The following is a 26,179-nucleotide window of genomic DNA, read 5'->3' on the forward strand; positions in this document are numbered from 1 at the left end:
TTGATAAATCATGCCCTCATGAACAGTCGGTGATTCAAGGAATTTACAACTGAGGGCCCGACATTTCCGAAACCGATCCATCCCGTTGCAGGCAAGGCGCGATACAAGATGAAAATTGAAAGCATCGAAACTTTCACCAATGAATTTGTCTCCGTCGTTCGCGTCAGAACCGACGAAGGCCACGAAGGTTGGGGCCAGGTTGCCCCCTATCTCGCCGACATTACTGCACAGGTTGTTCACCGACAGGTCGCCCCCTGGCTGCTTGGCAGGGATCTAGGAACATTATCGCTCGCTGATCTTGACGCTGCCACGGACGAGGTTCTTGAGCGCGAGCACAAATTCCCTTGTTCCTACCTCTACCGCGCGCTTTGTGGTGTTGATACCGCCCTGTGGGATATCCGGGGAAAGATCCAGAATAAAAGTGTTTGCAAACTTCTGGGCGGAAGCGCGAGCTCCTTTCCTGCCTATGCCTCCAGCATGCAACGGAACATCACTCCAGAACAGGAACTGGCCCGGTTCCAGAAACTAAAAGATCTCCACGGCTATCGCTCCTTTAAATTCCGCATCGGGAAAGAGTGCGGGCACGATCAGGATCAATGGCCCGGCAGAACCGAAGCAATCATCCCGACCATCCGCAAAGGTTTGGGCGATGACGTTGCCCTGCTGGTTGACGCCAACAGCAGCTACAGTCCTCCCCGTGCCATCGAAGTTGGCAAACTGCTCCAGGAACACGGAATCAACCATTTCGAAGAACCCTGCCCCTATTGGGAGCTGGAATGGACCAAACAGGTAACCGATAGCCTGGATATTGATGTCAGCGGGGGCGAGCAGGACAACTATCTGCCTATCTGGCAAAAAATCACCCGCGAAAAAATTGTCGACATTGCCCAGCCGGACATCTGTTATATGGGCGGCATCACCCGCACGCTCCGGGTTGTCGAGTTGGCAAAGCAGGCTGGAATGCCGATTACGCTTCATGCTGCCAACCTCTCTCTTGTGACGCTTTTCTCCCTCCATATGATGGGCGGGATTAGCAATCCCGGAAAATACCTCGAGTTTTCGATTGAAGGCCTCGACTATTATCCTTGGCAGAATGATATTTTCACCCCCGGCTTCATGATCACAGACGGCAATCTGGCAATTCCCGACACCCCCGGCTGGGGCATTGAGCTCAACCCTGACTGGCTGGCACGACAGCAACATCAAATCAGTCGGATTGGGCAGGACTTCCCTGATCTGAAGCTGCGTGCAGGTCTTTAGGTTTCACGTAAAACCCAGAAAAAATTTCAGACAACAAACATACTAACGCCCCCTCGGGCGACAAGGAATCTGCGTCATGACCGGCAACTTGCAGCAACTCATCCAGGATTATTACAAACACGGCAGGATTTCTGATTTGCCGACGGACCTGTTCATCGATGGGAAATACTGTGCAGGCAGCAACAATGAACAGATGGAATCCTTCGATCCCGGTCTGGCCCAGGCTTTCGCCAGCTTTGCCTGTGCAACAGAAGAAGATGTTGAACGGGCGGTCGTAAGTTCTGAAAAAGCATATCGTAATGTCTGGCGCAAAACACTTCCTGCAGAGCGAAGCCGACTGCTTAACCGGGCTGCCGCTCTGCTGCGTAAAAACAGCGATCTGCTTTCGGTTACAGAAACAATCGATTCAGGAAAAACGCTGGCTGAGGCTCAAGGAGATATAAACAGCTCGGCACGTCTGCTTGAATACTACGCAGGTGCCGCTGATAAACTCGAGGGTGAAACCTTCCCCCTCGGGCCAGATTATCTTTCTTTCTCTCTCCACGAACCTGTCGGGGTAACGGCCCACATCATTCCCTGGAACTATCCAACATCAACGATGATCAGGGGCATAGCTCCTGCCCTTGCCGCAGGCTGTACAGCCATCGTCAAACCTGCAGAAACCACGCCTTTTACCGCTCTGTTGATAGCCGGAATTTTCAAACAGGCCGGTTTTCCCGATGGTGTCCTCAATGTCATCAATGGCACCGGCGCCAACGCAGGCGCACCACTTGTCTCGCATCCGAAAGTGCGCCATGTCACCTTTACCGGGTCGGTTGATACCGGGATCAATGTCATGAAAGCAGCCGCCAGCAATGTTGCCAGTGTCACGCTGGAACTTGGCGGAAAATCACCGATCATTGCCCTTTCTGACTGCGACATGGACGCCGCCGCCGAAGGAACACTCTGGGCCATCTTTTCCAATGCCGGACAAATCTGTTCCGCAGGCTCCCGCCTGATTGTCGAACGCTCCATTCACCAGCAGCTTCTCGAAAAAATTGTCGAGAAAGCAAAAGGCCTCAGCCTTGGACACGGTCTGCGCAATCCTTCTGTCGGAGCCATCAGCTCAGAATTACAGCTTGGGAAAATTGATGAATTTCTAGTTGATGCCAAAAAACGCGGCATCACTATTGCCCATGGCGGCAATAAAACCCATGACCCTGAAACGGGGAAGGGCTGGTTCTTCGAGCCAACCATTCTCGACCAGATTTCTCCGGATGACAGGCTGATTCAGCAGGAAATTTTCGGCCCTGTGCTTTCGGTACAGGTGGTTGATACAACAGACGAAGCGCTGGATTTGGCCAATGGCACTGATTTTGGCCTCGCAGCCGGGATCTACACCCGAGACATCAGCAAAGCCCTGCGCCTCGCCCGGGACATTGATGCAGGCCAGCTCTACATCAACGAATATTTTGCTGGTGGGGTAGAAGTTCCCTTCGGTGGCAACAAGCTTTCAGGCTTCGGGCGGGAAAAAGGTCTGGAGGCCCTGCGGAGCTATTGTCGGGTCAAGGCAGTAACTGCAAAAATCTAGAACGCTTCCGGAACAGCAAATGACAGGTCTGCCATGGACAAATCAGTTGCTTGAATAGCGGGCTACTTCATCCTTCATCCAGTTGATGAAAACCTGTATCCGAGGATCGTCCTTAAGATCATTTCGACAGGCCAGTCCCCAACCTCCCGGAGCGAGGGCAACATGGTCAACCGGCTGCACCAGACGTCCCGCCTTGATGTCCCCTTCAGCAAAAGGTCCATTGACCATGGCTACACCCTCCCCATCCATCGCCATTTCCAGCGCGATCGCAACAGTATCGACCCCGATAGATGAGCGCGCAGACGGTGCTGTAACCCCTGCGGATTGGAACCATTCATTCCAGTGATCGTCCGCAGTATAGACCTTGAGCAACGGCAGATGCAGTAAATCGGCAGCAACCATTTTACCTCCCTGCGCTGCCAAAAAATCGGGACTGCACACAGTTGTCAGCCGCGCCTCAAAAAGCGGAACCCAGTGCAGGTGTTCAGCTAAAGGTTTTGCCGTATAAATCATCCCGATGTCGGCAAGGGATTCATCAAAGGATCCATCAAGTATGCTCGAGATAATCTGAAGATCAAACCCGGTTTCCAAGGCGCGGAAGCGGTGTAGGCGTCGGGCCAACCACCGGATAGAGAGTGTCACATAGGCCTGGACTCTCAGATTCCGGGATTGCCCTGATCGCCGCAGGATCTCGGCACAGTTCAATAACTGCCCCAGGGCTTCGCGAACAACCGGATAAAAAATTTCACCTTCTCGTGTCAGCTTGACCGAACGCCCCGCGCGAACAAACAGGGCAACCGCCAGACTTTCTTCCAGCAATCTCACCTGATGGCTGATGGCTGTATGGGTAAGATTCAGTTCATCCGCAGCCCCACGAAAACTCTCTAGTCGTGCGGCAGATTCAAAACCCTTGAGTGCCTTAAGGGGCGGAAGCTTGGTCGCATCCAATCGTCCGGCCATGTTTCCAGACTCCTTGTTAAAATATCCGGTATTCTTTCCACCAACTGACGCTGATTGGAACAAAAAATATTCCAATCAGCAAAAAAACATCATTTGTCGAAATAAAGGTTCAGGCGCAGAGTCACTGCGTCAGTCTAGCGGCTTAACCAAAACCATGCCCGGCAGATCATCTGTTAATATACAGATCCCCTGCAGCATGATCACGAGGACAGAATGAAGATCACAGAACTCAAAACCTTCGTTGTTGGCAATCCACCACCCCATTTTGGTGGCCGCTACTGGATCTTCACAAAGCTGACCACAGACAACGGCATTGAAGGCATTGGAGAGGTCTATTCTGTTCCTTTTCATCCACATGTGGTGGAAAGTATGATCCGCGATGTTTTTGAACGTTACGTCGAGGGCATGAACCCTTTCCGGATCGAAACGCTTTGGCGCCGGGTTTATTCCAGCGGCTTCACCCAACGTACCGACATCTCGATCATGGGCGTCCTAAGCGGCCTGGAGATGGCCCTTTGGGATATTGTTGGCAAGTCACTCGACAAACCCGTCTATGAACTCCTTGGCGGAAAGGTACATGAAAAACTCCGCTCCTATACCTATCTTTATCCGCAGGACGGCGACAAGACCGATGTTTATATGGATCCGGATCTTGCCGCCGAACGTGCTGCGGACTACGCGTCCCAAGGCTTCACCGCTGTAAAGTTTGATCCCGCCGGGCCTTACACCGCGTTTGATCCCCGCCAGCTTTCACTTGAAGAACTGGATCGCTCCGAAGCTTTTGCCCGAAAAATTCGCGAAGCCGTAGGCAGCCGTTGTGACCTGCTTTTCGGCACTCATGGGCAAATGACAGCAGCAGGCGCCATCCGCCTGGCGAAACGCCTCGAGCCCTATGACCCACTCTGGCTTGAAGAACCCACCCCGCCTGATAATCAGGAAGAGATGGCCAAAGTCGCCCGCGGCACCTCCATTCCGATCGCGACGGGCGAACGCCTGGCAACCAAATATGAATTCCAGCGTGTCCTGCAAAGTGGCGCTGCCTCTATTCTCCAGTTTGCACTGGGCCGGGTTGGCGGCATTCTCGAAGCAAAAAAAATCGCTGCCATGGCCGAAGCCAGCTATGCCCAGATCGCTCCACACCTCTATTGTGGCCCTATTGAAGGTGCTGCGAATATCCAGATTGGCGCCTGTAGCCCCAACTTCCTGATTCAGGAAAGCATCCAACAGTGGCAAGGCTTCCACACTGAAATCCTCAAAAAGCCAATTCGCTGGGAAAATGGCTACATCATTCCGTCGGATGAACCCGGACTTGGGGTCGAACTGAACGAGGTTGTTGCAGAGGCTCACCCCTATAACGGGGACATGCTGCACCTGGAAATGCACCAGCATCCGGTGTGAGCGGACAACTGAAGCAAATCAATAATTCCCAAAACATCAGATCGCCCTGCATCAGCGGCGCATTCAGGAGAGAAAAATGAAAATTGGCTTTGTAGGACTTGGAAGTCTGGGCGAACCTCTGGCAATGAATCTCGTGCTGGCCGGACACGAAGTAACGGTTACAGATCTCAACCGGAAAAATGCCGAACGCTTACTGTCTGCAGGTGCGATCTGGTCTGACGACATCGCCGGAATTTGCCGTTCTGCGGAAACGGTCATCACCGTGCTGCCTTCTCCCGAAGCCTCCCGGAAAGTCGCCGAAGGTGAAGGGGGAATATTCGACAGCCTCCCGGCAGGCAGCACCTGGATTGAAATGAGCACGACCGATTTCGAAGACCTGAAACGCCTGAGTGAAAAGGCCAAAACCAGAGGGATCGACGTACTGGAGTGCCCCGTCACAGGCGGTGTTCACCGTGCGCACTCCGGCCAGATCACCATCCTTGTCGGCGGCGAGGAATCTGTGTTCAACAGGGTCAGGCCAGTGTTACAGATCATCGGGGGCGAAATCATCTATATGGGGCCGATTGGTCACGCGACCGTGGTCAAGGTTGTCACCAATATGCTCGCCTTTATCCATCTCGTCGCCGCCAGTGAAGGTATGATGCTCGCCCGAAAATTTGGTGTCGATATGGATGCAATCTGGAAAGCCATTCGCCACAGTTCCGGCAACAGCTTTGTCCATGAAACCGAATCAAAGCTGATTCTCAGTGGCAGCTATAATGTCAACTTCCCCATCGACCTAGTGCTCAAAGACCTTGGCCTCGCGCAAGGTATTGCAGAAAAAACCGGTGTGCCCCTCGAACTGGGCAGCGCCACTCAACAGATCTACCGCCGCGCCAAAGGACTTTTTGGCGGGCAGGCGCAATCCCCGGAAGTTGCCAGAATGATTGAACAGGCCTGTGGAATTGATCTCAGAGCAGAAGGCTACCCGGTTGAGTTGACCGAAGAGAATGTCGGATAGCTAACGCCCTATCTCTGGCAAGCCTCCATAATGAACAAGTTGAAGTGATTTTCAAAAAGGTACTGACATGGGACTAAATGCATTATCTTCCTTAACCAAGGCTGACTGGCAGGTAAAAGCACAGGCCCTGGAGATCAAAACAGGCTTGTTTATTGATGGGTGCTTTGTCCCTTCTGTCGATGGCAACCGCTTTTCGACCACAAACCCGGTCAATGGCGAAGTCCTGGCCGAAATGTCAAAGGGCAGTACAAGGGATATAGATCTGGCGGTTACCTCAGCCCAGAACGCCTGGCGCGATGGTCGCTGGCGTCATATGCCCCCGCGGAAACGAATGGCTGTGCTCTCGCGCATGGCTGATCTGGTCGAAGCCAATGCGGCTGAACTTGCCGTTCTTGAAACGCTGGATATGGGCAAGCCCATCAGTGATGTTTTGAACATCGACCTGCCAGAGGTCATCGTCACTCTCCGGTATTTTGCCGAATGCATCGACAAGATTGAAGGGACGGTCACCAACACGGTCAAAGATGCCTTGCACTTTGTTCTACAGGAACCGCTCGGTGTGGTTGGTGCCATCTCGCCCTGGAATTACCCCATGCTGATGGCGACGTGGAAGTTTGCCCCCGCCCTCGCAGCCGGAAACTGTGTGGTGCTGAAACCTGCCGAACAGGCCCCCATGAGCTGCCTGCGTCTGGCTGAACTCTTCGTTGAAGCAGGTGGCCCGACCGGGGTTTTTAACGTGGTCAACGGCTTTGGTCCGGAAGCTGGCAAAGCTCTGGCCCTGCACAATGATATCGCCAAGATCACCTTCACCGGCTCGACCGCGGTGGGTAAACTGATGCAGATTTATTCCGGACAATCCAATCTGAAACGCGTTTCCTTGGAATGCGGTGGAAAAAGTCCGCAGATCTTTATGCCCGACCTCAAAGATCTTGACCGGGCAGTCGACTATGCCTTTGCAGGTATCTATGACAATGCCGGGCAGGTCTGCAATGCTGGGTCGCGCCTGCTGGTCCACAAATCCTTGCAGGAAGAATTCTCTGCCCGTTTCGAACAGCGCGCACTGGCGGCCTATCAACCCGGAGAGCCACTTGACCCTGTCACATCTATGGGGCCCATGGTCAGCAGCTCTCAACAGCAGGCCGTACTGGAAAAAATCGGGCGCGGCATAAGTGAAGGTGCCAGACTTTCTTTTGGCGGCAAGGCTCCCGAAGGGCTGGAAAGCGGTGCTTATGTCGCCCCAACACTTCTCAACAGCGTGACCAGAGACATGAGCCCGGCCCGCGAAGAGATTTTTGGTCCGGTTGCATCGCTCATCACATTCGATACTGAAGAAGAAGCCCTGGAAATCGCCAACGACAGCATCTACGGTCTGGCCGCAAGTGTCTGGACCCAGGACGTGACCACGGCACACCGCATGGTCAAGGAAATTGAAGCAGGAGTCGTCTGGGTCAACTGTTTTGGGGATGGTGACATGACCCAGCCTTTTGGCGGTTACAAACAGTCAGGCAACGCCCGAGATAAATGTTTTGCCAGTCTCATGAGCTACACCCAGAGCAAGTCTGCCTGGTTTAGTCTGGAATAAAACAAAGCTGAGCCGAAGGCGGTCACCTCAAAAAACACCCGCCTCAAGCCCTGCTGCCATCAACAACCCCAGCTCCTCACACTGGTTGAGGAATGCTTCGTCATAGGCCCCGCGACAGATCAGCGGCTCTTCCTGCACAGCCTTCCAGCGTAAACCGGTGATAATCGTCTCGACCGCCCGACGCGTGCCAGTACCATCATGCCCCGCGCGGATATAAAGCCCGTAGGGCAATCCTTGTTTTTTCTCAAGACAGGGATAATAGATCCGGTCAAAAAAATCCTTCAGCGCACCGCTCATATATCCCAGATTTTCTGTTGTACCCAGGATGATAGCATCGGCAGCAAGTACGTCTTCTGGTCCCGCCTCAAAAGGCGTTCGAACCACCAGATCAATCCCAGAAATATCCTCATGCCTTGCCCCTTGAGCCACCGCATTACACAGTTGCTGTGTATTCGGCGAAGGCACATGGGCAACGATCAACAGGCATTTATTCGACATATCCAATTACGACCTTCGCAAGTGGGGGATAAAATGATAACAAAACGATACCCTTAGCAGTTATTACTGACTAGGATAGCTCGGCTATTTTGTTACAAGAGTCTATTCGAAAGCAGAGGGTTATGGGAAATAAAAATCGCACTGTGCTGGTAACGGGGGCGACCAGCGGTGTCGGACTGGCAACTGTCCAGACTTTAAAATCATCTGGATACAATGTGGTTCTCACAGGTCGAAACCCTGACAAGGTCGCCGAGTGCGCACAAAAAACGGGGACTTCAGGTTATGTTTTGGACGTATCCTCGGAAACCAGTTGCAGCAAGGTTGTTGCCCAGGTTGAACAAGAAGTCGGGCCTCTATGGGGGCTGGTCAACAACGCCGGTATCTGGCTTGAGGGGAATTTTGAAACCCACACTCCCGCTGATATACGCAGTGTCATGGAAACCAATACACTGGGCACCATGCTCATGACCCATGCCGTCTTGCCCGGCCTGCTCGAACGGAAAAGCGGAGCCGTTGTGAATGTGGTCTCGACTGCCGCACTTTATTGCCGGAAATCAATAGCTGTCTACAGTGGCAGCAAATGGGCAATCCGTGGGTTTACCGGCTGCCTGGAAGTTGAGTGCGCCCCCAAGGGGGTTCGGGTCATGGGTTTTTACCCTGGAAAAGTTGACAGCCAGATGTACGCCTCTGCCGGGATCGACCGTGATTTGCAAATCGCCATGTCCCCAGCCGATGCCGCCGGGATGATCGAGCACATGCTCTCTGACGAAAAGATGCTCTGGGGTCACGTCTCCGGCAGAAGCGCGCACGACTACGCCTGACCCGGTCTTGCACATCGCGATTCTAGCCTGAAACCAAAAAGCCCTTCGAATTTCTTCGAAGGGCTTTTCCAAAAACATACCTGAACCAGGATCAGATAATCGCAGCGCGTACCTTGGCTGAAACCATTTCGCTGATAATGACCGCAATAAAGACAATCAACAGGATCAGGGTGACCTGGGGCCAGGCCAATACGTTTAGCGAGGATTGCATTTGCAAACCGATCCCGCCTGCCCCCACCAGACCCAGCACCGTTGATTCACGGATATTGATGTCCCAGCGAAATACCGTGATCCCGGCAAAGGACGGCATGATCTGGGGAACAATGGCATAGGCCATCACCTGCCAGCGGCTGGCCCCGGTCGCCGTTATTGCCTCAACCTGCTTCTCGTCAATCTCTTCGATCGCCTCGTAAAGCAGCTTGGCACAGAAGCCAATGGATCGCAGGGCAATGGCAATGGTCCCGGCAAAGATCCCCGGACCAATGATGGCCACCAGTAATAAAGCCCAGATCAGAGAGTTGATCGACCGTGAGGAAACGATAATCAGAAGCGCCGGCCAGCGACAGAAAACCGGATGTGGCGTCGTGTTACGCGCCGCCAAAAAAGCGACAGGAACCGCAAAGAACAGAGACAACAGAGTTCCCAGTGTCGCTATGTTGATTGTATCCCACAGCGGTTCCCAAAGCTGGTCGATATAGGACCAGCGGGGCGGCAAAGCACGGGACCCGATATCACCCGCAATCCGTGGCGCATCCCAGACAAAAAACCACTCGGTCTGGCTGGAAATTTTCTGCCAGCAATACATAATGATGGCAACAGCAATAAAGAGAAAAAACCAGCGCAGGATCTGGTTATTCCTGTCCCGGAGTTGCCAGATCTTCTGGCCATTATTCTTGATAGAAACAGCCATTACTGTAACCTCGCTCTGATCATCCCGGACAGGTATTCAAGCGCCATGACCACCACAATAATGATCACAATAATGGCGGCAGCGGTATCGAACTCATAACGGTCAAAGGCCGTATTAAGCGTGGCACCGATCCCCCCCGCGCCAACAAGGCCAAGGATGGCTGATTCTCGGAAATTGATATCCAGCCGGTACATGGAAAGTCCGATCAGTCGCGGCATGACCTGTGGCTGAATACCGTAATTGATCCACTGCAACCAGGAAGCTCCTGTTGCCTTTACCGCTTCAGATTGGGATCGGTCAGTTGATTCAATATCTTCAGCCAGCAGCTTTGCAAGAAAACCAATGGTCGCGAAAGAAAGCGTCAAAAACCCGGCCAAGGGCCCGAAACCAAAAATTGCCACCAGCAAAATTGCAACAATGATTTCATGCAAGGCTCGGGAAACAGCAATAATCCCCCGGCAGAGATAATACACTGGCAAAGGTGCAATATTGCGCGCCGCTCCGAGCCCGATAGGAATAGATATGATGATCCCAGCTGCCGTCGAGGTAATCGTCATGATGATCGATTCAATCATTCCAGCAGAAATATCAGACCAACGGCTGGCGAAATCGGGATGAGAAAAGGCAAGAATAAACTGTTTTCCTCGCTCTAACCCTTCATAGACCCTCGCCCAGTTCACCTCCATCGTCCCGATTGCCAGAACAAGATAGACCAGGGCAAAAACAATCAAGCCCCAGCGGGCTAGGGGATTTCGAATAAAAGGCGGCTTCCGCCACTTCCTCCGCTCTGACGCAAGAACTGCGCTCATGCAACAGCCCCCTCTGCCAGATCATCATCGTCATCTTCAACCTTGGCTATGGTTGCTTCCCAGTCTTCCTCGCCATAAATCTGGGTCAGGATATCTGGCGACAGACCATCAGGCGGACCATCGTAGACCACCTCACCCAACTGCAGACCGACCACCCGCTGAACAAACATTTGTGCCAAAGCCACATCGTGAATATTGATGATTGCCGCCAGCCCGCGTTCGGCACAAAGTTCACAAATCAGACGCATGATCTGTCGTGAGGTCTTTGGATCAAGTGATGCTGTCGGCTCATCAACCAGAAGCAACTCCGGATCCTGTATCAGGGCGCGGGCGATCCCCACGCGCTGTCGCTGACCACCGGACAGCTCATCTGCCCGCTTGTCCGCCATATGATCCAGTCCGACACGTTCGAGCAGGCGAAAGGCCTCATCCACATCACTCTGCGGATACCAGCGGAAAAAGGACCGCCAGAATCCAACGTACCCCAAACGCCCCGACAGAACATTTTCCATCACTGTCAAGCGCTCGACCAGGGCGTACTCCTGAAAGATCATCCCCATCCGGCGACGTGCCTTGCGCAGGGCACCAGCACCCAAACGAGTCAATTCTGTTCCGTTCAGCACAACCGCACCCGATGTCGGCTCTACCAGACGGTTAATACAGCGGATCAGGGTACTCTTGCCCGCGCCGGAAGGGCCGATCAGGGCAACAACCTGCCCCTTGGGGATTTGCAACTCCACATCAGTCAACGCTTTATCGCCCGTGGCGTACTGTTTGGTCAGTTTATTCAGGTGTAACATCTACTCTACCTGTACCTGTGGCAATAAAATGCCTGTGCCCGAAAACCCTGGCACCATAAGGCGCCAGGGAACTATCAGGAGTTAACTGGAAAAGACGACCTGCTTCCTGCCACGTTACTGGCAGGAATAGGACACGTCATTTGCTGCATCGATTTTACGGATGACGTCCCAGAATTCTTTGTAATTCATAGGCAGAAACTGGGCTTCATTAGACTTGGAGAACTCTGTTTCCAGAGACGTCCCGGCCCACTCAAAGCTGAAGAAAGCATCCTTGATCTGAGCCTGAAGCTCCGGCTTCAGATTATAAGCCACGCCAAAGCCGGTTGTCGGGAAGGTCTGTGACTTGTAAATGGTCACAAGCTGATCCTCTTTGATCACATCCCGTGAAATCATCCGGAATTTCACAGAGTTGGCGATGGAGGCCGCCACATAATCCTTATTGGCGACACCGAGAATAGAGTTATCGTGTTTGCCTGAGAAAGTCGGTTCAAAGTCCCGCTCCGGGATCATATCAAAATCGGCCTTGAGGATGGCGGAGGGTGCCTTGAAACCTGAATTTGATGTCGGAGACGTAAAAGCAAGGCTTTTACCCCGCAGGTCTTCGACCTTTTCTACACCACTGCCAGGGTAGGTGATGATTTCCATCTCGTACCCGTAACTGCCATCGGCACTGGCCATAATGGTAAAGGGGTTGAAACCGGCACAGTTCACGGCAAGCGGGTTTGATCCTGTGTTAAAGCCCGCGATATGAAGTCGGCCAGATCGCATGGCTTCAATTTCAGCTGCATTGGACTGAACCGGGAAGAACACAACTTCCTTGCCGGTCTTTTCCTCAAGATAATCAATAAAATCTGACCAGGCTTCTTTATACACCGCAGGATCTTCAACGGGTGTATAGGCAAAAATCAATGTATCCGGATCCAGCCATTCTGACGGATCCGTTGGGGTATCCGCAATCAGATCGCCATCAACATCACAAAAACGGGTGTCGAGAGCTCCGCGAGGACAATCCTGCGCGGCGGCTGTTGTCAGGTTAAGAGAAAAACAGGCCAGCGCACTTGCACAACCCAAGAGAATGTCCCGAAGTTTCATTAATACCTCCCAGTATCAAAACCAGAATTGAATCTGATTATTGTTTTTGATCATTACCAGTTCGAATAGAAACCAGATCAGGACGAAGACCTGACGAAAACCAGTAATTTATTGCGTGTTATTATCAACCTTACCTTCAATTGAAACACAACTTGGCTTCATTTGAAATAAAATTTCACAAATCAGTATTTGCTGTTCTCCTGACCTCTGTAGCAGAGGAGCAACAAGCTCGAAATACTCATGCTCACCCCTCATCTGAATATAATTTTAATTAAATTTATCAAGAACTCTTGCTTAATTGCTTCTTAAGAACTTCAACCTACACTCATAAGCTGTATGATGCTATTGTGATGTAATTATAAAGACCCAATACACTGAATCGTTCCTTATTCCAGAGAGGTGATTCAAACAGATGAAATTGGAAGTATCTGAGCAAACTGCCACAATAAGCTTAAATCCCTGCCTGGACATGGCTTCAGCAGAGAGTTTGCTAGAAATTTTCCTTGATTGCGACAACAGGGCATTAAATCTGAAGATAGATGCCAGCGCAGTTGAAAAGGCCTCAACAGCCTGTATCCAGGTCATTCATTCTGCAGCCGTGAGCTGTATTGATGCAGGAAGAGCGTTTCAAATAAGCCAAGCATCAGAAACGCTTGTTACCGCTTTTAAAGACTTGGGGCTCTATTCAAACATTACGATGATGGATGAAGGATGATGGCATTAAAAGTTCTCGCTGTAGACGATTCAAAAACCATGAGGGATATGGTTTCCTTTACCCTCAAAAGCGCCGGACACGACGTTATAGAGGCCTCTGACGGGCGCGACGCCCTTACAAAACTTGCCGGCAGCGGCCGGGTCGATTTGGTCATCACGGATGTCAACATGCCCAATATGGACGGTTTGACACTGGTGAAGGAAATCAGAGCAAACCCGACCCACCGCCTGACGCCGATCCTGGTTCTGACCACAGAAGCCGACGGCGCCAAGAAAGATGAAGGTCGCGCCGTTGGGGCAACAGGCTGGATCGTGAAACCTTTCAATCCGGAAAAGCTGCTTCAGGTGGTCCAGAAAGTTTGTCCGTAATCCCGGGCAGAAGCAACCGGGACCAACTTGTCCCAAGCATACGTAAGTCGGTTCAGAGGAGTTTATCAATAGCACTGCACAGGTAATTCACCATCTTGCGCAAACTTGTGAAGGGGGAGTTGTGAGTAACAACGAATTCAATCTTGATCAGTTTAAAGCCACTTATTTTGAAGAGTGTGCCGAACTGCTGATAGATGCAGAAACAAGATTGGCTCTGCTGCAACAACATCCTGATGCAGTCGATGTTGAAGATCTTCACGCAATTTTCCGTGTTGTTCATTCTGTAAAAGGTGGGGCCGGAGCCTTTAGCTTTGATCAGCTCGTCGGCTTTGCTCATATATACGAGACCCTGTTAGACAAGATGCGTCAGGGCACAATCCCGGTTACCGAAGAACTGATAACCCTTTTGCTGGCCGCAAATGATATTCTCACCCGCCTTATTCAAGCAGCTCAGGATGGTGTCACTCTTACAGATACGAGCCTCCAGGACATAACCAGCCAGCTCAAACTCTTCGCAGAAGGTGGCCCCGGAGAACAGCAAACAGAGTCTGCCCGGCCTCTTGCTCAGGAACCAGCAGAACAGGAAGAAAAAAACTCCACTGCCAAATCGAAGTATATCATCAGCTTCTCACCAAAACCGCATCTGTTTCAACATGCAAACGAGCCCCTCTTGCTCGTCAGGGAAATGAAGCAACTGGGTGAACTGAGCACAACAGTCAACACCGAACGCTTGCCCAATATTCGAAAAATAGAGCCTGATATTGCCTATTTCTCTTGGGTTTTTGAGCTTGTTACTGATCGTCCTCTCGAAGATATCGAAGAAGTATTTGAATTTGTAACAGATGATTGTGACCTCGAAATCAAGGTAGAGACTCTCGACACAGAACCCGGGACAGCCAAACAGCCCTCTCCTGAGGATCCAGACCCGGCTGAGCAAACTTCTGCTCTCCCAGGCACTTTTGAAAACACAGGCGCTCCAGTACAGGCCGCCCCCCCTCTGACCACGACCCCGGGCCCGGTCCCCCCTGCAGGAGCAGCGCCCACCACGGCAAAGGTTTCCTCAATCCGCGTTGATCTCGATCGGGTTGATCGCCTGGTGAACATGGTTGGCGAACTGGTCATCACCCAGGCCATGCTCAAACAACAGGTCGAAAATCTTCCCCCGGAATTTGCCCAGTACATGTCCAAAGGCTTTGAGGATCTGGGTATGCATACCCGGGAAATCCAAGAATCTGTTATGGCGGTTCGCATGCAACCGGTCAAATCCGTCTTTTCCCGGATTCCGCGACTGGTTCGGGAACTGGCGTCCAAGCTGAACAAGCAGGTAGAGCTAATCACCCTCGGCGAACATACCGAAGTTGATAAAACCGTGATCGAACAGCTGGCGGATCCTCTGATACATATGATCCGGAACTCTCTGGATCATGGTATCGAAGAAACAGCTAACGATCGCATTGCAGCAGGAAAACCCGCAAAAGCAACCGTTACCCTGTCTGCTGAGCACCGCAGTGGCCGTATCCACATTATCGTAATTGATGACGGTCGCGGGATAAACCGGGAGCGTGTCCGCATCAAGGCGATAGAAAAAGGCATTATCAGTTCAGATGCCTCTTTGAGTGACGAGGCGATCGACGAACTGATTTTCAGCCCCGGTTTTTCCACTGCAGATGAAGTAACAGACGTCTCCGGGCGCGGTGTCGGGATGGATGTTGTGCGCCGGAACATCATAAATCTTGGTGGCCGCATTGCGGTTCAATCAACACCAGGGCAAGGCACAAAATTTATTATGTCGCTCCCCCTGACACTGGCTGTACTTGACGGCATGATCGTTTCTGTTGGCCAGGAAAAGTTCATCATCTCTCTCACCTCGATCATCGAGAGTCTGCGGCCAGCAAAAAAAGACATCCACCCTCTTTCAAATGGTTCCACTGTCGTCGCCATTCGCGGGGAATACCTGCGCCTGGTTCTTTTGCACAATCTCTTCAACATACCCGGTGCGCAACACGATCCCAGCAAGGCCATCGTTGTTGTTGTCGAAATAGAAGGCGGTCGGCGTGTCGGTGTACTGGTTGACGAACTGCTTGGTCAACAGCAGGTCGTGATCAAAAGCCTCGAAGAAAATTATGATCCGGTAGAAGGCATTTCAGCCGCAACCATTCTTGGAAACGGGAAAGTTGCCCTGATCCTTGATGTTGATGGTCTTGACGCCATGGCCAAAGCAGAAATCAAAACATCGGCACCAGAAACATCCGGGCAAGGGTTTTCCGAAATCCCCCAGGGAACAGCCCTGCCTCTGGACAAGCCGGCGACGATAGATCCCCGTGAACTCGCTGTCATGGAGCAGAATTAATGGAAGGCAACAGACAGATGATGGAGGAAAAGATGCCTGCAGTCCTGACAACAGATGACAGTGCAGGAACTGCTATCTCCAAAACAGCTATTCAGGAACAGGCACAGTTCATTACATTCACGATTGATGACCAGGAATACGGCGTCGACATCATGTCCGTAAGGGAAATCAAAGGCTGGGTAGAAACAACAGTCCTGCCGAACACGCCACAACACATGCGAGGCGTCCTGAATCTTCGTGGGGTTATTGTCCCAATATTCGATTTGCGATGTCGCTTCGGGCTAGGAAAAACCTCTGCGACCAAAATGCATGTGATCGTCATTATCGAAGTAAAAAACCGGATGATCGGCATACTCGTCGATACGGTTTCAGACATTCTGACCGTTTCTATCAACGACATTCGGCCCGTCCCACGGATGGAGCGGATTGTCGATGATGAATACCTCACAGGCCTCGTTACCATCAAAGAACGAATGGTCGCCCTGCTAAACCAAGAGCGTCTCTTCAATAGCCAGCTGATTGAAGAAGGTGTAGCCACCGGCAGAGCATGGAAATCAGATTCAGCGTAAGCGATGAATACAAAGATGCAGAATGGAGAGAAAGATGCGTGGTTTGTTCAATATTTTTTCGATGAAAATTTCACGAAAATTACCCATCTTGTTTATACTTATATCGACCATATCCGTCATATCCGTAGGCATTTTCAGTATTTTCAACACGACAGAGAACCTCGTTTCGCTGCAACAACAAAAACTTCAAGTTTTGTCGGAATCCAGGGAGTCCAGCTTGCGGCAATACCTTCTCTCTATTGAGGAGGACCTCATTGTAACAGCAGCCAGTGACAGTATCGAACAGGCTTTGTCAGGTTTCAGCCTGGGGTTTCGCGAGGAACGACGCTTCGATAGCGACCCCCAGAAATCGCTTCAGAGCATCTATATAAACGAACGTGACAGTACAGCCACAAGCCCTATAGGAAATAACGAACGAATCGGCCAAAAACATCTTTTCGATGGTCCGGCTATTGAGGGAACCTATCATCAGGAACATCGAAAGTTTCATCCCTGGTTCCGGCTCACGGCTGAAAAGCGGGGGTATTATGACATTTTTCTTGTCGATCTTGAAGGCAATGTCATCTACAGCTTGTACAAAGAACTGGATTTCGCAACCAATCTGGTTAATGGAAAATACCGCGATAGCGGCCTGGCACGGACATTCAAGGCAGCCGTGAACAATCCTCTTCCAGGTTTCACAAATTTCACAGATTTCGAAGCCTACGCCCCCAGCAATGGAGCCCCTGCCAGTTTCATCGGAACTCCTATTATAAAAAACAACGCAGTTCAGGGCGTTTTGATTTTTCAGATGCCAATCGAGCGTCTCAACCAGATTTTAACCTCACCTGTCGGACTCGGGGAAAGTGGCGAAACATATATTGTCGGCTCCGATTATCTCATGCGAAGTGACTCACGCTTTGCTTCGGAATCCACAATTCTAAAAACCGAAATCAAGGCAGGCCCAACTTTAAATGCTTTGGAAGGAGAAACCGGGATCGAGGTCCTAAATGACTTTCGTGGTATTTCTGTGGTCGCCGCCTACAGACCTTTTGATTTTGGAGGGGTCAGATGGGCCCTCGTCGCAAAAATCAATGAAGAAGAAGTTCTCGTACCTGCTTACCAGGCCGGGCTTGCCATTCTCGTAATCGGGTCAATCATCCTGCTCGTCGTCGCCTTACTCGGCTGGCTATTCGCCCGCTCAATCGTGCGTCCTCTGCAGAAGTCGACCGCAGAAATGTTGCTCTTGGCAAATGGCGATAAATCTTTCGAGATCACAGGCCTGCAGCGCAGTGACGAGATCGGCGAAATGGCCTCTGCACTTCAGACTTTCAAGGAGAATGCGATTAAGCAGGATGAGATGGTTACCGAAAACATGCGCATTGCCTCGGAAAACATGCGCGTGAGAGTCGCCCTCGACAGCTGCTCTGCCAATGTCATGGTCGCAGATAACGATCTCAACATTATCTATATGAACGAAGCTGTTACCGCGATGATGAAAGACTGCGAAGCTGATCTTCGTAAAGATCTGCGCGAATTTAACACAGCGACACTCCTTGGCGGCAGTATCGATCGCTTTCACAAGAACCCCGCCCATCAACGGGCCATTTTACAGGCTCTGAACTCTACTTACAGAAGTCAGATTTCTGTCGGTGGACGTAGTTTCAACCTGGTCGCCAACCCTATTGTCAATAGTCAGGGAGAGCGGCTTGGATCAGTGGTCGAGTGGAGTGACATCACCCAGGAACTGGCAATCCAACAGGAAGTTGATTCCATGGTCAATGCCATATCAGAAGGCGATTTCACAAAATCTCTCTCCACAGAAGGCAAAGCAGGTTTCATGCTTGCCCTGGCTAATGCCCTCAATGCGCTAAACAACAATGTTAACAATGTCGTCAACGACGTTGCCTCGGCCTTGGCTGCGCTATCGAGTGGCGACCTGACTCACCAGGTCAAAACCGATTACAAGGGCATGTATGAAACCCTGAAACAGGATGTAAATCAAACCGCACAGCGTCTTTCCAGAACCGTTGGAGAGATCATTGCCTCTGCTGACGAGATAGGTAGTGCCTCAACCGAAATTTCAGCAGGTTCCATAGATTTGTCTCAAAGAACCGAGGCCCAGGCTTCCAGCCTGCAGCAGACCGCTGCGTCAATGGAAGAGATGTCCACCACGGTCAAACAGAATGCTGACAACGCCCAACAGGCCAATCAACTGGCTATCAATGCCTGCGAAACAGCCGGGAAAGGTGGCGAAGTTGTCAAGCAAGCCGTAATTGCTGTCACCGGCATTGAGCAGGCTTCGCAAAAAGTTTCCGATATTATTGGCGTCATCGACGAGATTGCCTTCCAGACCAATCTGCTTGCCCTCAATGCAGCCGTCGAAGCAGCAAGAGCAGGAGAAGCAGGTAAAGGATTTGCCGTCGTCGCGGCAGAGGTTCGTACACTGGCACAACGCTCCAGTGAAGCAGCCAAGGACATCAAAACTCTGATTGTTGAAGCGAATGATCAGGTCAAGCAGGGAGTAAGCCTTGTAAATAACACCGGTACTACTCTTGCGGAAATCGTCGACTCTTCCAAGCGTGTCGCAGACATTATTGCAGAGATTGCCGCTTCAAGCAGAGAACAGGCATCTGGTGTAGAAGAAATCAATACGGCAGTGACTTCAATGGATGAAATGACTCAGCAGAATGCTGCGCTTGTTGAAGAAAGCTCTGCATCTGCAAGATCCCTCGAAGAGCAGGCAGAAGCCCTGACCAAGCTGATTTCTTTCTTCAAAACTGACCATGTAAGGGCTGCTCCTGCAAGAGCACTGAAAGAAGTAAAAGCCACTCACAGATCAGGTTCAGCCCCTGGAAAAGTTGCCGTCCTCAAGTCAGCAGCCCGTTCATCAGCGGTCGGAGTTGAGGATGATGACGATTGGTCAGAGTTTTAAACCGCAGATTGGATCAAGCAGTGGAAAAATGAGGAAAGCCCCCCTGAATGACTGCGCCAGAATCACTGAGAAAGCGGGAGTTCCCCTTTACTGATAAGGACTTCAAAACCTTGACAAGCATGGTTTACCAACAAACAGGCATCGTCCTGAAAGAGAGCAAAAAAGATATGGTCTATGCACGTCTTGCCCGGCGGTTACGGAGCTTGGGACTCAGCTCGTTCAGGGAATATCTCGACCTGCTGGAAGGAAATCAGGGGAATACCGAAATCGGGATGCTGATTAATGCCATCACGACAAATCTAACCAAATTTTTCCGTGAAGCCCATCATTTCAGGCACCTATACCAGGCCTGCCTTGCCATAACATCCGACCAACTCGCCAGAGGTCTTCCGAAACGATTGAGGATCTGGTCAGCAGGATGTTCATCCGGGGAAGAACCTTATTCTATTGCCATCATCATGAATGAATTGATGAAGAAGACTGGTCCCGTCGATGTCAGGATTTTGGCAACAGATCTGGATACCAGAATGCTGCAAACCGGTATGGAGGGAGAATACAGCCACAAAGCAATCGAAGACATGCCGCGTCCGTTCCGCAGTCGTTATACAAGAGAACACGCACCAGGCTATTGCACGATGAATCAGGAGTTACGAAAACTGATCACCTTCAAGCAGCTAAATCTTATGGCTCCCTGGCCGATGAAGGGTCCCTTTGATGCAATCTTTTGCCGTAACGTAATGATTTATTTTGATCATGACACCAAGCTCAGCTTAACCGGACGTTTCTCCGAGAAACTCGGGCCCGGCAAATGGTTGTACATCGGTCATTCAGAAAGTCTCTCGGATAACCGCACTGATCTAGTTTTGATCGGGCAAACCATACATCAACGGGTATAGAGATGGCCGTACTTCCATCATCAAAAAACCAGCAGGGCAAGGTCGATCACTACTTCTCCGATGACACCGACCTGCAACACCCGCATGTCGGCGAACCGAAACGTTTTTTTGATCCAAAATTCAAGCACTTCGCTGTCAAGATCATGCCAGGGACCCATTACGTCACAGCCCGCAGAGATGAAATGTTAATCACAACCCTTGGCTCCTGTGTCAGTGCCTGCATCCGTGACACAGCTTTGGGAGTAGGAGGCATGAACCACTTCATGTTGCCAGAAAGCGAGACAGGTCAATGGAGCGGCGCAAATGCCGCCATGCGTTACGGTAACCACGCCATGGAAACACTCCTGAACGACGTATTGTCGATGGGTGGAGCTAAAAACCGGCTGGAAATAAAGCTTTTTGGCGGTGGTCATGTACTCGACACCACGAACGAGGTTGGGCAAAAAAACATCAAGTTTGTCTTGAAATATCTTAAGAACGAGCATCTCGCCACTCTTGCCGAGCATCTGGGCGGTGAACAGGCACGGAAGATCGTCTATTTCCCCCGGACCGGCATTGTGAAGATGAAACTCCTTGATCGCACTTCAAATGCACAGGTGCAAACTGAAGAAAAAGAATTGCTGACCACCCTGAACAGGCAATCGATCGAAGGCAGCATAGAACTCTTTTAACAGGATGATGACTTGAAACAGACCAAAGTATTGATTGTCGATGATTCAGCACTGATGCGCGAACTGTTACAGGCACTCCTGTCACGGGATCCTGGAATAGAGGTTGTCGGCACTGCCGCAGATCCTTTTCAGGCGCGCCAGATGATTAAAAAACTGCTCCCCGATGTCATCACACTCGACATTGAGATGCCGAAAATGGATGGCCTGTCTTTTCTCGAAAAAATCATGACGTTACGCCCTATGCCGGTCGTCATGGTTTCTTCGCTTACCCAAAAAGGGGCAGAAGCGACCATCAGGGCCCTTGAACTCGGGGCGGTTGATTTTTTCTCCAAACCCAAACTCGGAATGCAAAAAGGAATAGAGGAACGCGCAGACGAACTGATCACAAAAGTAAAATCAGCCGCGGGGGCACGCGTAAAAGCCCTTCAAAAAAATGATCATGAATTGAACAGGCCCAACCTTCTTGCCTCTGTAAACTTCTCTACAACAGAAAAAATTATTGCGATCGGGGCTTCTACCGGCGGCGTTGAAGCCTTGCGAGAGGTTATATGCCGACTTCCGGCCAACAGCCCGGCTGTACTGATTACCCAGCACATGCCAGAAAAATTTACCCAGACCTTTGCCGAGCGGCTGGATAAAGTCAGCGCTGTTTCTGTTAGTGAGGCACGACATGATGAAAGAGTTCTGCCTGGACATGTCTATATCGCTCCCGGCAACAAACACCTCAAGTTAAAGCGTTCTGGTGCAAACTATATCTGCCAGTTGTCCGACACACCACCCGTGTCAGGACACCGCCCTTCAGTAGATGTACTTTTCAGCTCGACCTGCGAGGCCGCAGGCAAAAATGCTGTCGGGGTCATATTGACTGGTATGGGAAAAGACGGCGCAGCGGGCCTTTTGGAATTGCGCCAGGCCGGAGCAATAACCCTGGGCCAGGATGAAACATCCTGCGTTGTTTATGGCATGCCGCGGGCAGCTTTCGAAATTGGGGCAGTTGAACAGCAACTTCCTCTTCGGCTCATTACAGAGGCCATGCTGAATGCCTGCGGCAGTATCCAGGACAGGCATATTCGAGTTTAACCGGCACGGGAAAGCAGACGAAACCAGATACAGAGCAGCTAGGGCCCCGCGGAGAAAAAACAATGGCAATGACGGCAGAAGCACAATTCAATGACACCTCCGGACAGGAGGCTGAAGACATGCACCAGCTTATAACACTCTGGGTCGGCCTGTCCGATGTGCAAAAAAGAACATTCCGCGCCCTGACAAAAGAGGTCGAAATTGCCTCGTCATTGGTGGAAACAAGTACAGATGATCTCTCGCAGAACTTTCAAGAGCTGGCAACATATTCCAGACAACAGGCAAAAGAGCTGAAAAACATCGTTGATACTGCCGGCAACGTCCTTGTCGACGGGGTCAATGTACCACTGCCAGAAGTATTAACCACACTGGAGAACAGTCTATCGGGCGTTGTCGAGCAGATTTTACGGATCTCCAAGCACGGTATGAGTATGACCTACGCCCTTGAGGATCTCCTTCTCTATGTCGAGAAAGTACAGACCCGAGTGGATGACATCGAAAAGGTCAACAAGCAGACCAATCTTCTTGCCCTCAACGCCAAAATCGAGGCTATGCGAGCCGGTTCCGCCGGTGCAGGCTTTTCAGTTGTTGCAGACGGCGTGCGCGAATTGTCCCAATCCGTCAAAGACCTTTCAAAAAAAATCCGGGAAGAGATTTCAAACGTTTCCAAGAGTCTCGCAGAAACCAGGATAACTCTTGAAAACGTGACATCGATCGACATGTCGGAAAACATTCTGGCCAAAGATAAGATCGACAAAATCATGAACAGCATGCTTGAACGGAACAAAGAGTTCAGTGCCACAATATCCCAATCCGCCGGAAGCTCTGATGCCATCACTAAAAAAATCTCTGAGATGATCAAAGGGATGCAGTTTCAAGACCGTACCAGCCAAAGATTGGCCCATATTCTTGATGCCTTTCAGGTCATGATACAGGCCAATGACGATATGATCAGACGAACAGAAGAAGCCTTGGGCGAGGATATCACGCCGGAGCTTGACCGTGAATGGCTGGACACCCTGATCAATGGCTTCAACCTCAGCGAGATGCGTGAGAGATTTATCATGCACGCACTGTATGATGAAGATACCGAAAGCACAAAAGACAGCCCAGAAAGTGATGAAGTATCTGCTGACGATGACGATATAGAACTATTTTAAAACCGGAGATCAAAACATCATGGATTATTCTCTTCTACCCGACAAAAAGAATGTCAAGTGCATCATGAAAGGGGAATTTACCTTCAGCGATCATCCGACCTTCAGAAGCATGATCGACGAAGCCGTCAAAACAGGTGCCCACACCATTCAGGTTGACCTCGCCAACGTAGACTATGTTGATTCTGCGGGTCTGGGTATGTTTTTGGTCGCCCAGGAGAGGGCCCAGAGTGAAGACTGGACTCTCCGGATCAGCAATCCCAAAGAACGGGTAAAAACCATGTTCAAACTGGTAAAACTGGAGACACTTATTCAGGTAATTAATGAGTAAAACTGCCCAGGTCTGCCCGCAAAAAACCATTCGAGACATCCTCCAGATTTTTACCTAAGGACATAATCCTTGCATGTGAGTAGCGAAAAAGTTCCGCTAGAAGACATTCTCAACCGAAGAATTCTGGTTGTGGACGACGCAAAATCTCTTTGCGTTCTAATCTACTCAATTTTAAAAAAAGCGGGATTCACCAATATAATCATGGCCGAAAATGGCATGGAAGCGATGTCAACAATCGCGGCCACTCCCCCAGATCTGATCATTCTCGATCTGATGATGCCCATTATGGATGGCATGGAAGTCTGCAGACTGGCACGCCAGATTGAAGATACGGCCTCAATACCCATTATTATTCAGACCGCAATGGATAATCAGGGAGAACGCCTCAAGGCCTTTGCTGTCGGGGCAAGCGACCTGATTACCAAGCCCGTCTATCCCCAGGAGCTCGTTGCCCGGACAAAGTTACATCTCCAGAACCTTGTCCTCGCCGAAAAACAGGAACGATATCTCAACCGTGTCGCCGATGAACTGGCCATGGCAAAAGATGTTCAGCAAAACTTGCTGCCCTCGTCCCAGTTTCTGGCAGACATCAAATCCCGTTTTCAAGTCAACATAGCCTCTGTTTGCGAACCTTCCTCCGAACTCGGTGGGGACTTCTGGCGGGCAGAACCTCTAAAAAACGGTTCTTTGGGATTTTATATCGCCGATTTCTCCGGCCACGGTGTTGTCTCTGCCCTCAATACTGTCCGTTTGCATACTCTCATGTATAACATTGATCATGATTGGGATAATCCCTGTGCCATCCTCGAACAGATCAATCTGGATCTATGCAGAATTCTTCCCACTGGCCAGTTTGCCACAATGATGATCGGCATCATTTCACGCGAAGAAAATACCCTTTATTATGCAGCAGCCGCATCTCCACAGCCGATTTATGGAAAATGGGCCGACCCGGATAGCATCGAATACCTCGACACCTCTGGCCTCCCTCTCGGGATAAGCGAGAAAGCAAGCTATGAAACAAGAAAAATCGCTTTTTCTAAAGACAATTTCCTCTTTTGCTATAGCGATGCCTTAACCGAAACCCAGATGAAAGATGGCAAATACCTTGAAGGTGATCTCCTGCTGGAAAAGGTCAGAAGTTTGTCGTCCGCTTCAGAAAACAAACACCTTCTGGATCAGGTCATGAAAGATTTTTATGAAAATAAAGGACACCTTCTCAAGGATGACCTTACCGCTGTTAGTTTTGACTATCTCGACTAAAAATGTCTTTTCGATTTTGCGTCTCTGACCAGAAGAAAGAGCAAACGAAAACCCACGGCTTTCACCAAAACATTCTCTAAAACATTCAAGCGCATCAGATCTCCATTCTGGCTGTGACCTGGTTACCCTTTTCATTATAATCAAGTTCTGAAAAAGCCATCATTGAGGCAAAAGCTATGCCCCGCCCATGTGACTCTGCAAGTCGTTCGTCATCAAGGGACAGGTACTTGCGCCAATCGAAACCTGCTCCTTCATCCGTAACGATGAATATAACTTCTTTTTCACGACGCTCGAATGACAATGTAACCAGTCTGTCTTTGTAAGGTGCGGTTGCCAGACGCTTTTCAATTTCCTCGGGTAAATTACCCTTTCTGAGAAGCTCGGTTTTTAAAGCATACCCGATCTCGAGATTGCCATGTTCAATGGCATTTTGCAGAAGTTCGCTTAACCCAATAACCACCCTTTCGGCCGAAGGACTGGCAATCGCCAGCATGGTCGTTAAATTTCTGGCCTGTTCTGGGCTGCGAAACTCAAAGGTACCAGATGTGATCAGTCCGATAGCTGAAGAGCGCCGCTCCAGTTGCAACAGCAAGTCCCTTACATTGCTGTATTGTTCAAGCCCCGCCATAACAGCAGAACAGAGATTCTGGGGAACCAGAGGCTTATAAATAATATGGAAGCAGCTTCCTAGAAGCCGTTCAAAGGCTGGTTTTCGTTTCCCCTGCCGGGACATCACGATTATTGGAATTTTTTGTTTGAGCTTTTCATTACCACCACCTGACAGGGATGAGGCCATCAGGGTTTCTCGATCAAAATCATCAGAGACGAGGATCAGACTGACAGGAGATGTCTCGGCCAGGGAATCAAAAATAACTTCATCAGGACATTCAGCTGTGACCACCTGCAGATTTTTTTCACCGAGTATTTGTGAAACATCACAATGCGTCTTTTCATCATGATCCAGAAGCAATATTCGCTGTGATCCCACGTTCCCATATTCTCCATATGTTCAACTTAAGCAGCCTGCCGATGATCTTTGGTACGAAACAATAAGCCTTCGGAAATTCTAGATTTATTTTCTAAAGAAATTCTGAATGAATACCACTCAAAATTGTTATCGTTGTCACACATTCCTTTACTAAAAACCTTATCACATTCTTGATAA

Annotated in this window: 24 protein-coding genes; 17 read left to right on the plus strand and 7 right to left on the minus strand. The window is 50.5% G+C overall.

What is annotated here, in order from left to right; genetic code table 11:
• The first annotated feature begins 108 nt into the window (after window positions 1–108).
• Together O4H49_RS15845 and O4H49_RS15850 are read left to right on the plus strand one after the other, a co-directional pair.
• A complete protein-coding gene (locus tag O4H49_RS15845; protein ID WP_269424415.1) occupies window positions 109–1,260 on the plus strand; it encodes a mandelate racemase/muconate lactonizing enzyme family protein in 1,152 nt (383 codons plus the stop codon).
• Window positions 1,261–1,336: 76 nt separating this feature from the next.
• Window positions 1,337–2,830 (plus strand): aldehyde dehydrogenase family protein, encoded by a 1,494-nt coding sequence (locus tag O4H49_RS15850; RefSeq protein WP_269424416.1) that lies wholly within the window; start codon window positions 1,337–1,339, stop codon window positions 2,828–2,830.
• Window positions 2,831–2,872: 42 nt separating this feature from the next.
• On the opposite strand, the gene O4H49_RS15855 is transcribed toward O4H49_RS15850, so the two are convergent.
• A complete protein-coding gene (locus O4H49_RS15855) occupies window positions 2,873–3,790 on the minus strand; it encodes a LysR substrate-binding domain-containing protein (protein WP_269424417.1) in 918 nt (305 codons plus the stop codon).
• A 213-nt stretch (window positions 3,791–4,003) separates the two neighbouring features.
• Here O4H49_RS15855 and O4H49_RS15860 point away from each other — a divergent pair, with 213 nt between their 5' ends.
• The 3 genes from O4H49_RS15860 (at window position 4,004) to O4H49_RS15870 (ending at window position 7,770) form a co-directional block, all read left to right on the plus strand.
• Window positions 4,004–5,188, plus strand: coding sequence for a mandelate racemase/muconate lactonizing enzyme family protein (locus tag O4H49_RS15860; RefSeq protein ID WP_269424418.1), 1,185 nt, complete (start codon window positions 4,004–4,006; stop codon window positions 5,186–5,188).
• 76 nt (window positions 5,189–5,264) lie between these two features.
• On the plus strand, window positions 5,265–6,188 hold the full coding sequence (locus O4H49_RS15865) for an NAD(P)-dependent oxidoreductase (protein ID WP_269424419.1): 924 nt from the start codon (window positions 5,265–5,267) through the stop codon (window positions 6,186–6,188).
• 67 nt (window positions 6,189–6,255) lie between these two features.
• The gene (locus tag O4H49_RS15870; RefSeq protein ID WP_269424420.1) at window positions 6,256–7,770 is read left to right on the plus strand and encodes an aldehyde dehydrogenase; all 1,515 of its coding nucleotides are present in this window, start codon (window positions 6,256–6,258) and stop codon (window positions 7,768–7,770) included.
• Between the two features lie 27 nt (window positions 7,771–7,797).
• Here the strand turns inward: O4H49_RS15870 and O4H49_RS15875 are convergent, their stop codons facing one another.
• On the minus strand, window positions 7,798–8,268 hold the full coding sequence (locus O4H49_RS15875) for a flavodoxin family protein (protein WP_269424421.1): 471 nt from the start codon (window positions 8,266–8,268) through the stop codon (window positions 7,798–7,800).
• Window positions 8,269–8,390: 122 nt separating this feature from the next.
• Here O4H49_RS15875 and O4H49_RS15880 point away from each other — a divergent pair, with 122 nt between their 5' ends.
• Window positions 8,391–9,089: an SDR family oxidoreductase gene (locus O4H49_RS15880; RefSeq protein ID WP_269424422.1), complete on the plus strand. Its 699-nt coding sequence runs from the start codon at window positions 8,391–8,393 to the stop codon at window positions 9,087–9,089.
• Window positions 9,090–9,180: 91 nt separating this feature from the next.
• Here the strand turns inward: O4H49_RS15880 and phnE (O4H49_RS15885) are convergent, their stop codons facing one another.
• The 4 genes from phnE (O4H49_RS15885) to phnD form a co-directional block, all read right to left on the minus strand.
• Complete coding sequence (phnE, locus tag O4H49_RS15885; RefSeq protein WP_269424423.1) at window positions 9,181–9,999, minus strand: phosphonate ABC transporter, permease protein PhnE; 819 nt, start codon at window positions 9,997–9,999, stop codon at window positions 9,181–9,183.
• A complete protein-coding gene (gene phnE / locus O4H49_RS15890; RefSeq protein ID WP_269424424.1) occupies window positions 9,999–10,808 on the minus strand; it encodes a phosphonate ABC transporter, permease protein PhnE in 810 nt (269 codons plus the stop codon). Before phnE (O4H49_RS15890) ends, phnE (O4H49_RS15885) begins: the two co-directional genes overlap by 1 nt.
• Entirely contained in the window at window positions 10,805–11,608 is an 804-nt protein-coding gene (phnC, locus tag O4H49_RS15895; RefSeq protein ID WP_269424425.1) for a phosphonate ABC transporter ATP-binding protein, read from the minus strand. The genes phnE (O4H49_RS15890) and phnC overlap by 4 nt, the downstream gene beginning before the upstream one ends.
• Before the next feature lie 114 nt (window positions 11,609–11,722).
• A complete protein-coding gene (phnD, locus tag O4H49_RS15900; protein WP_269424426.1) occupies window positions 11,723–12,700 on the minus strand; it encodes a phosphate/phosphite/phosphonate ABC transporter substrate-binding protein in 978 nt (325 codons plus the stop codon).
• A 412-nt stretch (window positions 12,701–13,112) separates the two neighbouring features.
• On the opposite strand from phnD, the gene O4H49_RS15905 reads away from it, so the two are divergent.
• From O4H49_RS15905 to O4H49_RS15955, 11 genes are all read left to right on the plus strand, one after another.
• Window positions 13,113–13,415 carry an STAS domain-containing protein gene (locus tag O4H49_RS15905; protein WP_269424427.1) on the plus strand — a complete coding sequence of 101 codons (303 nt, stop codon included), beginning with the start codon at window positions 13,113–13,115 and terminating at the stop codon, window positions 13,413–13,415.
• On the plus strand, window positions 13,415–13,783 hold the full coding sequence (locus tag O4H49_RS15910) for a response regulator (protein ID WP_269424471.1): 369 nt from the start codon (window positions 13,415–13,417) through the stop codon (window positions 13,781–13,783). Before O4H49_RS15905 ends, O4H49_RS15910 begins: the two co-directional genes overlap by 1 nt.
• A gap of 121 nt (window positions 13,784–13,904) precedes the next feature.
• Window positions 13,905–16,133 (plus strand): chemotaxis protein CheA, encoded by a 2,229-nt coding sequence (locus tag O4H49_RS15915; protein WP_269424428.1) that lies wholly within the window; start codon window positions 13,905–13,907, stop codon window positions 16,131–16,133.
• The gene (locus O4H49_RS15920) at window positions 16,133–16,702 is read left to right on the plus strand and encodes a chemotaxis protein CheW (protein ID WP_269424429.1); all 570 of its coding nucleotides are present in this window, start codon (window positions 16,133–16,135) and stop codon (window positions 16,700–16,702) included. The genes O4H49_RS15915 and O4H49_RS15920 overlap by 1 nt, the downstream gene beginning before the upstream one ends.
• Before the next feature lie 217 nt (window positions 16,703–16,919).
• Entirely contained in the window at window positions 16,920–19,616 is a 2,697-nt protein-coding gene (locus tag O4H49_RS15925) for a methyl-accepting chemotaxis protein (protein ID WP_269424430.1), read from the plus strand.
• Window positions 19,617–19,663: 47 nt separating this feature from the next.
• A complete protein-coding gene (locus O4H49_RS15930; RefSeq protein ID WP_269424431.1) occupies window positions 19,664–20,512 on the plus strand; it encodes a CheR family methyltransferase in 849 nt (282 codons plus the stop codon).
• Between the two features lie 2 nt (window positions 20,513–20,514).
• Window positions 20,515–21,183, plus strand: a complete 669-nt coding sequence (locus O4H49_RS15935; RefSeq protein WP_269424432.1) for a chemotaxis protein — start codon at window positions 20,515–20,517, stop codon at window positions 21,181–21,183.
• A 12-nt stretch (window positions 21,184–21,195) separates the two neighbouring features.
• Window positions 21,196–22,263, plus strand: coding sequence for a protein-glutamate methylesterase/protein-glutamine glutaminase (locus O4H49_RS15940; protein ID WP_269424433.1), 1,068 nt, complete (start codon window positions 21,196–21,198; stop codon window positions 22,261–22,263).
• 62 nt (window positions 22,264–22,325) lie between these two features.
• Complete coding sequence (locus tag O4H49_RS15945; protein ID WP_269424434.1) at window positions 22,326–23,423, plus strand: methyl-accepting chemotaxis protein; 1,098 nt, start codon at window positions 22,326–22,328, stop codon at window positions 23,421–23,423.
• Between the two features lie 19 nt (window positions 23,424–23,442).
• On the plus strand, window positions 23,443–23,751 hold the full coding sequence (locus O4H49_RS15950; protein WP_269424435.1) for an STAS domain-containing protein: 309 nt from the start codon (window positions 23,443–23,445) through the stop codon (window positions 23,749–23,751).
• A gap of 75 nt (window positions 23,752–23,826) precedes the next feature.
• Window positions 23,827–25,014, plus strand: coding sequence for a PP2C family protein-serine/threonine phosphatase (locus tag O4H49_RS15955; RefSeq protein WP_269424436.1), 1,188 nt, complete (start codon window positions 23,827–23,829; stop codon window positions 25,012–25,014).
• 94 nt (window positions 25,015–25,108) lie between these two features.
• On the opposite strand, the gene O4H49_RS15960 is transcribed toward O4H49_RS15955, so the two are convergent.
• Window positions 25,109–26,002, minus strand: coding sequence for an ATP-binding protein (locus O4H49_RS15960; RefSeq protein ID WP_269424437.1), 894 nt, complete (start codon window positions 26,000–26,002; stop codon window positions 25,109–25,111).
• Between the last annotated feature and the right edge of the window lie 177 nt (window positions 26,003–26,179).

Origin of the sequence: Kiloniella laminariae (assembly GCF_027214005.1) — a bacterium.
GTDB lineage: Bacteria > Pseudomonadota > Alphaproteobacteria > Kiloniellales > Kiloniellaceae > Kiloniella > Kiloniella laminariae_A.